The organism is Nocardiopsis sp. NPDC055824 (assembly GCF_053616335.1).
The window spans coordinates 37,027-48,105 of the sequence record NZ_JBSHDN010000006.1; the positions used below are offsets into that span (position 1 = coordinate 37,027).

Consider the following 11,079-nt stretch of genomic DNA (forward strand, 5'->3'; position numbering starts at 1 on the left):
GCATTGCGGGAGTGTTCGGGAAGCGGCGGTGCGTCTTGTCGGGAGAAAGGCCTGGAAATTTCGGATGGAACTGCTAGAATTCTCCGCAAGCATTATTTTCGGGAATCCGGTGTCCTGCTTTTTCGAAGGCAGGGCAACGGCGGGTTTCGAACGAAGTCCGAACGCCGGTCCCCGCAGCGCTCGTTGACGAGACACCCGCTCCGACGGAAGAGGGTCCACCATGGTCGCCGACCGCCGCGCCGACATCCCCTTCGAGGCGTGGGGCGGCGCAGATCCGCAGTACGGCAGGCTGACCTGCGGTCAGCGTTTCATCTGGGACATCATCGCCGACCTCGCCCCGAACGACGAGCACCTCAACTCGGAGCTCCTGTTGGACGTTCCCGGTGGCACGGAGCTCGAGGTGGTCCTTCGCTCGGTCCGCGCACTGGTGGAACGCCACGCCTCGCTGCGCACCCTGTACACCGTGGACGAGGAGGGGGAGCCCGTCCAACAGGCGCACGCGCGGGGGACGATCCCCGTGGCGGTGATCGACACGGAGGAGGACGCCGAGCGGGTGGCGGAGGAGACCGCGCGGGCGAGCGCGGGCGAGCGGTTCTGCCTGGACACCGAGTTGCCGGTCAGGTTCTCGGTGGTCACCCAGGAGGGAGCCCCCCGGGTCCTCGTCCTCGTCCTCTCGCACATCGTCGTCGACATCTGGGGCCTTCGCCTCCTCGTCGAGCAGACCGGCAGGCTCCTCGAAGGACAGCACCCCGACGACGTCCTTCCCGCCGACCCGTGGCAGCCACTGGACCAGCTCGCGTACGAGGAATCACCCGCCGGTCGGCGCAAGCTCGAGCGGGCGCACAGATTCCTGCGTGAGAGCCTGGCCGACGTCCCCGCGGGCCCCTTCCCCGATTCCGCGCGAGTGCGGCCCCAGCCGAACCGCTACTGGATGGGCGAGCTCCTCTCGCAGGCGCCCGACAAGGCCGCCCGCCTCCTGGCCCGGCACCTGGGCGTCAGCGCCTCGTCGGTCCTCATCGCCGTCGCGGCGATCACCCTGCACCGGCTCTGCGGGGTGACGGAGTTCGGTTTCTCGCTGCGGACCCTCAACCGCTACGACGCCAGGACGCAGACCGCCGTGGGGCACTACTCACAGGAGCTCCCGCTCGTGCTGCGCCGTCTGGACCGGGAGCTGCCCGACATAGCGGGCGAGGTGCAGCGCAGTGCGGTCTCGATGCTGCGGTGCCCCTACTACTGGCCTCCGGAAATGCGCCGCATCAGGGAGGAGGCCGTGCCCCCCGCGCGTTCGAACGCCACGATCAACTACATCGGCAAACCGGGGGGCGGGCCGGCGGAAGCGGAGGACATCCCCGCCGCGGAGCTTCTCGCCGACGCCGGGAACGCCCGGTTCCGATGGCTGTTCGAACACAGCGAGGAGAAGATCCAGTTCCTCCTCTCCTCGCATCCGCGCAGCCTCTCATGCCTCGTCGACACGGCCTTTCTGCCGCCCGAACTCGCGGAACGGTACCTGCGCACGGTCCAGGACTCGCTCGTGGACCTGGCCCTCTCGGCGGTCCACGGACACTAGCGGGTGCGGGATCCGACGGCCGCGGTTCGCGCGCGTGCGGGTGGGGAGCGGTCGCTCCCGCGGTCCGTCCTCCGCCGTGTCCACGGTCGGGGAGCCGCCGCGCCCCCTCACGGGGAGGGGCACGGAGAACCGGCGACCCCCACGTGTGCGGGTCCCTGCCGACGGCGCGAGGACGGCCCGGCACGAAGTCCTTTCGTCAGTCCTGTTTCCCCGAGGAAGGGCTGTTGACAGTTCTGCGGGCCGCTCAGTACTGTTCACTCGAAATGCCGGGAGCACAGAGGGTTGGGCGGTCGATTCATGGGATCCGATGTTCGTGCTATTACCGATGAGGAAGTCCTTGGCGTCGTTATATCCGGTCTTCCCGGTTTCAGGAACACCGAACAGCTGACCCCGCAATCGGACCTCTGGGCCGCCGGGATGGATTCCCTGTCCAATATCTCCGTCATGGTGGCGATCGAAGGCGAGTTCGATATCGAATTCCCGGACGAGTTCCTGACGCCCGAGGTTTTCACCAGTGCCGCGAACATCGCGGAGGCGGTCCGCGCGATCCTCGGCGGCCGGACCGGCTGACGGCCCGCCCGAGGTGGGGGCGGGCCGCGCTTCTCACACCTGCCGCACCGGGTCCAGGCTCACCTCCCGCAGGGTCTGGGCGGACCCCTCGGCGATGCCGATCAGTCCGGCCTCGATGGCGGCGGCCGTCCTGGCCGGGCCGTCGCCGGGCATGAGGCGCTCGCTGGCCCCCACGCCGATCAGCACCCCCTCGCCCACGGCGATCGCCAGGTGCAGGTTCGCGCCGGTGCGCTGGCCGGACCCGCGCCACTGGGCCCCGGTCAGCAGGGGGGAACCCGGCGCGGGCTCCGCGTCCACCGCGCCCAGGAAGTTGAAGTGCCTGGCGAAGCCGGTCGGCTCGGGGTCGGGCTCTCCCTGGTCGCGCAGCCGCGCCGCGAGCGCGTCGACGTCGTAGGAGCCGTGCATGTAGGCCGACAGGCACTGCACGTAGGTGGCCTTGAGGAAGTCCAGGGGGTGGGCGTCCTCGTCGACGGCCACGGTCACCGGGGCGTACTGGTTGAGCGAGCCGACCACCCTTGCCCAGCGCTCGTCGACCCGGTTGGCGGCCATCAGCGCGAAGGTGGGCCTGTCGCGCGCCTCGAACCGGGAGACCGCCAGGGCGCCGACGCCGAGCAGCACGGACTGGACCGACACCCGCAGGTCCTCCGAGAGCTTCCGCGCGGCGGCCAGGCCCTCCAGGCTGTAGACCGAGGCCCGGCGGCGCCTGCTGGTGTCGGCCGGATCGCGGTCCCCCAGGTCCTTCCAGACCCCCGCCCAGTGGCGCAGGCTCCGCTCGCCGGCCTCCGGGCGCTCCCGCTGTGCCAGCGCCAGCTCCAGGGGCTGGGGCCCGGGCTCGGGGTCCCGCCCCTGGAGGAGGCGGCCGAAGTCCTCCTCCAGGACGGCCAGCGCGGCGTTGTCCGCCGCGACGTGGTGGATGGCGGTCACCAGGTAGAGGGGTTCGCCCTCGAAGGTGGCCACGGCCGCGCGCCAGGGCCGGCCCGCGTCGACCGGGATCGGTTCGGCCGCGTACCCGGCGGCCAGTCCCAGCGCGGCGGCCGCGGTGTCCTCGGCCAGTTCGACCGCCGGGACCTGCGACGGCTCGAAGGGGTGTACGCGCTGGGCGGGGGTTCCCTCGGCCGTGTACGAGCTCCGCAGGCCCTCGTGGGCCTCGACCAGGCGCAGCCAGGCGTCCATGACCTGGGCGGTCCCGACCCCGAACGGCACCTCCCAGGCGCTGGTCAGGTTCGCGACCGCCTGTGCGCCGGGGCCGTGCACGGCGAGGGAGCGCAGGACGGAGAGCTGGCCGTGCGTGAGCGGCCCGGTCCGCGCGCTCATGAGCGGGCCGCCTTCATGGCGTAGGCGCTCAGCAGGGTCTGCTGGATCTGGGAGGTGCCCTCGATGATCTCCAGCACCTTGGCGTCCCGGTAGTACCTCTGCACGGGCGCCTCGGCGCCGATGCCCTGCGCCCCGTGGATCTGGACCGCGTGGTCGGCCGCCCGCACCGCCACGGTCGAGCTCCGGTACTTGGCCATGAGGGTGTGGTGCACGGCGTCGGGGTCGCCCTGTTCCACGCTGACCCCGGCGTGGTGGCACAGCAGCCGTGCCGCCATGGTGTCCGTGGCCATGTCGGCGAGCATCTGCTGGACCAGCTGGTGGTTGGCGATCTCGGTCCCGTACTGCACGCGCCGGCCCGCGTACCGGGCGGACTCCTCCAGGCAGGCCTGTGCCAGGCCCACCGCGCCCCAGGCGGTGCTGTACCTGCCCAGGTCGAGGGCGTTGGAGGCGACGAAGGCGAGTCCCATCCCGGCCCTGCCGAGCAGTCGGGCGGAGGGGATGCGGCAGTCGTCCAGGGTGATGCGGCCCAGCAGCGATCCGCGCAGGCCCATCAGCCCCCGGACGGGCTCCACGGACAGGCCCGGGGTGTTGCGCTCCACGAGGAAGGCGGTGTGCTGTCCCTCGAGCGAGGCGAACACGAGGAAGAGGTCGGCGGTCTGCGCGAAGCTGATCCACTTCTTGGCGCCCCGCAGGACGATCTCCTCGCCGTCCCGGGTCGCGGTGGTCGCGACCGCTTTGGCGTCGCTGCCCACACCGGGTTCGGTCAGGGCGAACGCGGCCGTGACCTCGCCCGAGACGATGCGCCCCAGCCACCGGTCCCGCTGTTCCGGGGTGCCCCACCTGGCCAGGGACAGCGCGACCATGTCCTGGCACGCCACGAAGTTGCGCACGGTCTGGCAGGCGCGGCCGAGCTGCTCCGAGAGCAGTCCGTACTCGACCATGGGCATGCCCGCGCCGCCGAGCGCCTCGGGGACGGTGGCCCCGAGGTATCCCCGCTCCGCGAGCAGGGCGACCACCTCGGGGGAGAGGGTCTGCTCGGCGTCGAAACCGTCCGCGAGGGGGGCCAGGTGTTCGTCGGCGAAGGCGCGGAACCCGCCGAGGCGGTCGGACTGGTGCTTGGTGAGGTGTGTGAGTGTCAACGGGGTCCTCGGCGTGGTGCGGTTCTGTGGGTCGGTGGTCCGGGTCCGCCCGCTGCGGTCCGCGGGCGGCGCGCTAGTCGGGTCTGCGTGCGGTGCGGGGGTCGTCTCCGCCGGTCAGGTTGGCCAGGACCACCTGGTCGGGGGTGAGGCGTCCGGCCGCCGCCTCGTTGCGCAGGGCGGCGACGGTGGCGGCGGAGGAGTGGCACACTTCCAGCCCCTCCACCTTGTGGAGCAGTGTGCGCGCCTCGACCAGCTCCTCCTGGCCGACCTCGACGATGCCGCCGCCGGTGCCGGCGGCGACGTCCCTCATGTACGGGTAGGTGGCCCGGGCGTCGCCCAGCAGGATGGCGCGGGCGAGGCCGGCGGGGTCCTTGACCACGTCGTCCTCGGTGAGCTCTTCGCGCCCCTCCCGCCATGCCCTGGCCATGGGCGCGCAGGTGTCCTGCTGGACCATCAGCATGCGGGGCACCGCGGTGAGCCGTCCGGTCGCCACGTACTCCTCGGCGCCCTTGCGCGCCGCCAGCATCCCCATGCCGCTGCTGACGGCCTGCACGACGACGTCGGGCTGGACGTCCATGGAGTCGAAGGCCTCCAGGTAGGTCAGCTTCAGGCCCTCGCGGCGGGCCCAGTTGAAGAAGCCGCCCTCCCACACGAGCCCGTTCTCCTCGGCGAAGCGCTGCGCGGCGCGGCTGGCCTCCGCGTAGCTGCCGTCCACGACGGTGAGGGGGGTGCGTTCGCCGGGTTCGGCGCGGTGGTCGCCCGCGAACTCGCGGCCGCAGAAGAAGTGCGCGCGCATCGAGCCGTCGTGCTCGACGGCGCGGGCCAGGGACGTGGAGCTGTTGCCGGTGCTGGAGGCCACCCACTCCTCGATGCCGAACTGCCGGAACACGGCCAGGACCACGGAGGCGAGCCGGTCCTTGGTGGTTCCGGTCGGCTGGCGGGACTCGTCCTTGACCCAGAGGTTGGGCAGGCCCAGCAGGGCGCCGAGCTCGGGGGCGGGGCGGCAGGGCGTGCGCACGCTGATCCCCGCCGCGGGGAGGAACCGCGGCTCGACCGGCAGGAAGTCCTGGTAGGCCAGTTCCGGTCGGCCGCTCTCGCGCGGGGCGGCGCCGTCCAGGTCCAGGCGGGGGTCGAGCGCGCCCGTACATCGTTCGCAGCGCAGTGTGAACTGCGGTTCGCACTGCCATCCGCACAGGAGGCAGGTCAGGGCGAAGGCGGGGGAGGGGGCGGAGGCGTCGGCGTCCACGGGCATGGAGGTCCTTTGCGCGAGAAGGATCGGGTGGTCGGGCGCCGGCTCTTCCGGTGGCGGGCGCGGGCGGGCGGCGCCGTTGCGGGCGGTCGGCCGGTGCGGTTCGGGGTCAGGCCGGCGGGGGAGGGGTGTCGCGGCGGACGCGCACCCCCAGCTTTTCGAGGTTCTCCAGGGCCTGGACGAGGCCGGTGCGGTCGTCGGGGCCCTGACGCATGGTGGTCAGGACGGTGGCCCGGCCGCCGTGCGCCCGCACGCTCTGTTCCAGTGCGGGGGCCAGGACGGGGTGTGCGCTGATCTCGACCAGGACGTCGTGCTCGGCCAGGAGCAGCTCGGTCGCCTCCGCCAGCAGGACGGTGTGCCGCAGGTTGCGTGCGAAGTAGGCCGCGGTGGCCTCCTGCCACTCCAGTTCCCGCCCGGTGACCGAGGAGATCATGGGGAGCCGTCCCGGCCGGGGGCGGAGCTCTCCCACGGCCCGTTCGAGGTCGTCCATGACCGGGCCGATGGCCGGGCTGTGCGCGGGCAGGTCGACGCGGACCATCGCGCACAGCACGTCGCGGGCCTGGAAGTCGGCGACGACGGCCCGCAGTTCGGCGCCGTCCCCGGCCAGCACGGTGGTCCTGGGGCCGTTGTGGGCGGCCACCTCCACCGTCGATCCGCGGGCGTCCAGGTGGGCGACGAGTTCCGCGGCCGACAGCTCGAAGACCGCCATGCCGCTGCCGCGGCCGGCGACGCGGCGCTGCTGGTCGCTGTAGTGGTGGATCAGCCGCATGGCGTCCGGGACGTCGAGGACGCCGGCGATGACGCAGGCGGCGACCTCGCCGAGGCTGTGGCCCGCGACCGCGCCCGGCCTCACGCCCGCGTCCTCGAGCCAGGCGGCGATGCCGATCTGGACGGCGCACAGCAGGGGCTGCATCACCCCCACGTCCCCGGACCGGATGTGCGGTTCGTCGAGGTGGAGCTCCTCCAGGAGGGACCAGCCGGTGTGCCGGGCCAGCTCGGCGTCGCACTCGCGCAGCACCGAGCGGAAGACCGGTTCGGTGCGGAGCAGTTCGCGTGCCATGCCCGCCCACTGCTGGCCGTAGGGGGAGCACACGAAGGCCACGTTCGGCGCCTGTGCGACGGCCGCGGCCGGCCTGCCGGTGTCCGGGGCCTGCCGGGCGCCCTCGCGGCCCAGCTCGCTGATGCGCAGGTCGGGGGTGGAGGCCGCGGCCTCCAGCAGGTCCAGGAAGTCCTGTGTGAGCTTCTCTGCGTCCTGGTGGGTGTACAGGTCGCGGGCGTAGGTGAGGCTGGTGTCCACCCCAGCGGGGGTCCTGTCGTCGGTGAAGTCCTCGATCAGCTCGAAGCGCAGGTCGAAGCGGGTGATCCCCTCCTCCACGGGTTCGCGCTCCACCGTCAGCCCGGGCAGTTCCAGGTCGGCGGCGGCAGTGTTCTGGAAGGCGAGCATGACCTGGATGAGCGGGTGCCAGGCGGGGGAGCGCTGCGGGGCGAGCGCCTGCACCAGGTGGTCGAAGGGCACGTCCTGGTGGGCGAAGGCGGCCAGGCACCTGCCGTGCGTCTGGGAGAGCAGTTCGCGGAAGGTCGGGTCGCCGTCGGTCCGGTTGCGCAGGACGAGCGTGTTGACGAAGAAGCCGACCAGGTCGTCCAGCGTCTCGTCGGTGCGGCCCGCGGTCGGGGTGCCGATGGCGATGTCCGTGCCGGCGCCCCTGCGCGTCAGCAGCGCGGCCAGCGTCGCCTGCACCACCATGAACACGCTGGTGCCGGTGGAGCGCGCCAGTTCCTGCAGTGCGCGGTGGGTGCGGGCGGGGACGCGGGCGGGGACCCGGCCGCCCCGGTGCGAGGGCACCGCCGGCCGGGGGCCGGTCGCGTCGATCTCCAGCCGGTCGGACAGCCCCTCCAGCTCCTCGCACCAGAAGCGGGTCTGCCGGTTCAGCGGGCTCTGCGGGTCCTGCGGTGAGCCGAGCAGCTCGCGGTGCCACAGGGTGTAGTCGACGTACTGGACCGCGAGGTCGGGCCAGGGCGGTTCCGCGCCGGCCCTGCGGGCGGAGTAGGCGGCGCCGATGTCGCGGACCAGCGGCGCCAGCGACCAGCCGTCGCAGGCGATGTGGTGCACCACCAGCAGCAGCACGTGCTCGCGTTCGCCCAGGCGCAGCAGCCGGGCGCGCAGCGGGGTCTGCGCCGTCAGGTCGAAGAGGTGGCCGGACTCCGCGGTCAGGATCCGGGCGAGGTCCTCCTCGCGGACGCGGTCGACCTCCAGGCCGACCGGGGCCTCCCCGGGGTCGAGCACGATCTGCTGGGGCCGCCCGTCCCAGTCCGGGTAGGCGGTGCGCAGGCTCTCGTGGCGGGCCACCAGGTCCTCCAGCGCCCGGCGCAGCGCCGCGACGTCCAGCTCGCCGCGCAGCCGGTAGGCCATGGGCATGTTGTAGTTGCCCGCGCCGCCGTGCAGGCGGTTGAGGAACCACAGCCGCCGCTGCGTGTACGAGAGCGGGATCTCCTCGGGCCGCTCGGCCGGGCCCAGCGGCGGGCGCGGGTCCTGGCCGGCCTCTCCCAGCCGCTCGGCGAGCTCGGCGACGGTGGGGGCGTCGAAGACCGCGCGCACGGGGAGGTCCACGCCCAGGACGGCCCGGATGCGCGTCGTCAGCCTGGTGGCCAGGAGCGAGTGCCCGCCCAGGTCGAGGAAGGAGTCGTTCACGGAGACCGACTCCACCCCGAGGACCTGGGAGAACAGGGAGCAGAGGAGGTCCTGCACCCGGTCGCGGGGCGGTCGGGCACCGCCGGTGCCGGTGGCGCCCATCTCAGATCCCGCCCGCGGCGCGCACGCCCGTACGGACCGGGTCCGGCCAGTCCTGCTCGTCGGTCCCGAACTGGCTCAGGAAGGCGAACACGAGCCGTTCCAGGCCGAACCCGACGCACCCGCTGTGGGCGGGCCCCTCCCCGCGGGTGATGTCGAACGCGCGGCCGAACAGGTCGTCGTGGAAGTTGAACGAGCCGACCGCGATGCTGCGGTCGGGGCCGACGGGGAGCCGCAGCTCGTACTTGAGCTCTTGCAGGCGCTGCGACCAGATCCGCGCGGAGGTGTCGGAGCCGCTGAAGAAGGGGTCGTTGCCCACCTCGCACCAGCCGCTCAGGCCGAGCTCCTCGAGGAAGGCGAAGACCTTGCGCATGTAGCGCTCCCGCGCCCGGGCGACGTCCTCGCGCGACCCGAGGAAGACGATCTCCCGGATGGTGAAGTCCCAGAGCCGTTCCAGGGTGGTGGAGTAGCCCGCCTCGAACCGGAAGGACTTGCCGCGGGAGGTGACCACGTGCAGGCCCTCGCCCTCCAGCGCCCGCCCGCCGTACTGGGCGAAGGTGTGGTAGCACATGGTCGGCGGCAGGCAGTAGTCCACGTTCCCGCACGACTGCAGCACCGAGGGGCCGATGCCCGTCCGGGGGTAGGACTCCTGGAAGGACCGGTAGACGTCGATGTCGTTGTGCAGCCGCGTGACGAACATCAGGTGCTGGGGGAAGGACGTGAAGTACCCGGCCCTCTCCAGGGTCGAGGTCCTGATCAGCGTCGGGTACCGGAACTCGCGTGCGGAGTGGTCCTGCGCCAGGATCCCCAGGACCGCGCGGTCGAAGTAGGCGAACAGGGACAGCAGGGGTTCGCCGACGGCGACCTGGCCCTCGCCGACCTCGGCGACCGCTCCGGCCGCGGCCAGGCGCTCGAACGTGTCGCCGTCCGCGGCGCGCTCGTGCGGCGAGGTCCACACGGACTTGGGCCGGGTCGGCATCTGCGGGCGCACGTCGTTGTCGACCATCCGGTTGACCTTGGCCTCCAGCCCCTCCTCCTCGCAGGGCGCGCGGGTGGTCAGGTCCACCGCCGTCACCGTGTCGCCGTCCCCGACCAGCGCGAAACCGGAGATCCGCGGGGACACGAAGTACAGCCGCCTCTCGATCTCCGGCCCCAGCGCCCCGGGGACGGGGGTGTGCAGGGCGACGCGTGTGGGGCCGCCGCGGGCCGGGGCCGGCGGCTGGTCGTTGCGGTGCGTGTGGTTCACGGGGGTGCCTTACTCGCCGTTCGGAAGCGGGGAGGACGCGCGGGGGCGGGGGTACCGGTGCGCGTCGGAGTCAGCTCTGCGCGCTCGTCCTGGACGTGGCCAGGCGGACGAGCCCGTTCACCGTGCGGAAGTTGTCGAAGTCCATGTCGTCCGGGCCGAGCGTCAGCGCGAACTCCTTCTCGACGAAGGCGGCGAGCTGCATCGCGAACAGGGAGTTGACGTAGCCCAGGGCGAAGAAGTCGTCGGTGTCGGCCAGCGGCTGCCCGCCGGTGTGCTCGCGCAGGAACGTGTGGATGCGCTCTCGTGCGTTCTCGGTCGTCATGTCCGTGTCTCCTGTCGGGGGTCGGAAGGGGGTCAGTAGGTGTGGAAGCCCTGGCCGCTCTTGCGGCCGAGCAGGCCGGCGTCGACCATCTTCTGCAGGAGCGGGGCCGGGCGGTACTTGCTGTCGCGGAAGCTGTCGTGCAGGACGGTGATCGAGTTGAGGATCGTGTCGAGGCCGATGAGGTCGCCGGTCTCCAGCGGCCCCATCTTGTGGCCGAAGCAGCCGCGGAACATCTTGTCGACGTCCTCGGCCGAGGCGATCCCCTCCTGCACGCAGAAGATCGCCTCGTTGATCGTCAGCATCAGGACGCGGTTGGTGATGAAGCCGGGGGCGTCCTGGACGACGATCCCCTCCTTGCCGAGGTCCTTGAGCAGGCCCAGCGCCGTGTCCAGGGTCTGCTCGGAGGTGAAGTGCCCCTGGACGACCTCGACCGTGTCCATCAGCGGCACGGGGTTCATGAAGTGCAGTCCGAGGATCTCGGGAGCGCGTCCGGTCACCGACCCCACCCGGGTGATGGGCACGGCCGAGGTGTTGACGCCGAAGACCACGCCGGGGCGGCACAGGGAGTCGATCTCCTCGTAGACCCCGCGTTTGACGTCCCAGTCCTCCGTCACGTTCTCCACGACGAAGTCGGCCTCCGCCATCGGCGCGAGCCCGGTGCCGGTCCGGATGCGTGCCAGCACGTCCTCGGGGGGCTCCGACGGGGTCCGGCCGCTCAGCATGCCGTTGACGAGCAGGTCGCGCCCGATCTGGCTGATCGCGCTGTCGATCTGTGCCTGGGAGACGTCGACGAGGACCACGTCGAACGACGCCTCGGCGAAGGCCTGGGCCACGCCGCGCCCGATGGTGCCGGCGCCGATCACGCCCACGGTGCGCACACTCAC

At 72.2% G+C, this 11,079-nt stretch carries 9 protein-coding genes; 2 read left to right on the forward strand and 7 right to left on the reverse strand.

Going from position 1 to position 11,079, the window contains the following annotated elements:
• Positions 1 to 220: 220 nt before the first annotated feature.
• Positions 221 to 1,567, forward strand: coding sequence for a condensation domain-containing protein (locus tag ACWGL3_RS03145; protein ID WP_344182124.1), 1,347 nt, complete (start codon positions 221 to 223; stop codon positions 1,565 to 1,567).
• A 297-nt stretch (positions 1,568 to 1,864) separates the two neighbouring features.
• Entirely contained in the window at positions 1,865 to 2,137 is a 273-nt protein-coding gene (locus tag ACWGL3_RS03150) for a phosphopantetheine-binding protein (RefSeq protein ID WP_267944988.1), read from the forward strand.
• Positions 2,138 to 2,170: 33 nt separating this feature from the next.
• Here ACWGL3_RS03150 and ACWGL3_RS03155 read toward each other — a convergent pair whose 3' ends face one another.
• The 7 genes from ACWGL3_RS03155 to ACWGL3_RS03185 form a co-directional block, all read right to left on the reverse strand.
• The gene (locus tag ACWGL3_RS03155) at positions 2,171 to 3,451 is read right to left on the reverse strand and encodes a condensation domain-containing protein (protein ID WP_452460742.1); all 1,281 of its coding nucleotides are present in this window, start codon (positions 3,449 to 3,451) and stop codon (positions 2,171 to 2,173) included.
• Complete coding sequence (locus ACWGL3_RS03160; RefSeq protein WP_267944986.1) at positions 3,448 to 4,590, reverse strand: acyl-CoA dehydrogenase family protein; 1,143 nt, start codon at positions 4,588 to 4,590, stop codon at positions 3,448 to 3,450. Before ACWGL3_RS03160 ends, ACWGL3_RS03155 begins: the two co-directional genes overlap by 4 nt.
• 73 nt (positions 4,591 to 4,663) lie before the next feature.
• Entirely contained in the window at positions 4,664 to 5,842 is a 1,179-nt protein-coding gene (locus tag ACWGL3_RS03165; RefSeq protein WP_267944985.1) for a threonine synthase, read from the reverse strand.
• A 106-nt stretch (positions 5,843 to 5,948) separates the two neighbouring features.
• Entirely contained in the window at positions 5,949 to 8,630 is a 2,682-nt protein-coding gene (locus ACWGL3_RS03170; protein WP_452460743.1) for a condensation domain-containing protein, read from the reverse strand.
• A 1-nt stretch (position 8,631) separates the two neighbouring features.
• Positions 8,632 to 9,873 carry a hypothetical protein gene (locus ACWGL3_RS03175; RefSeq protein ID WP_452460744.1) on the reverse strand — a complete coding sequence of 414 codons (1,242 nt, stop codon included), beginning with the start codon at positions 9,871 to 9,873 and terminating at the stop codon, positions 8,632 to 8,634.
• 70 nt (positions 9,874 to 9,943) lie between these two features.
• Positions 9,944 to 10,195: an acyl carrier protein gene (locus ACWGL3_RS03180; protein WP_267944982.1), complete on the reverse strand. Its 252-nt coding sequence runs from the start codon at positions 10,193 to 10,195 to the stop codon at positions 9,944 to 9,946.
• 32 nt (positions 10,196 to 10,227) lie between these two features.
• Entirely contained in the window at positions 10,228 to 11,079 is an 852-nt protein-coding gene (locus ACWGL3_RS03185) for a 3-hydroxyacyl-CoA dehydrogenase family protein (RefSeq protein WP_267944981.1), read from the reverse strand.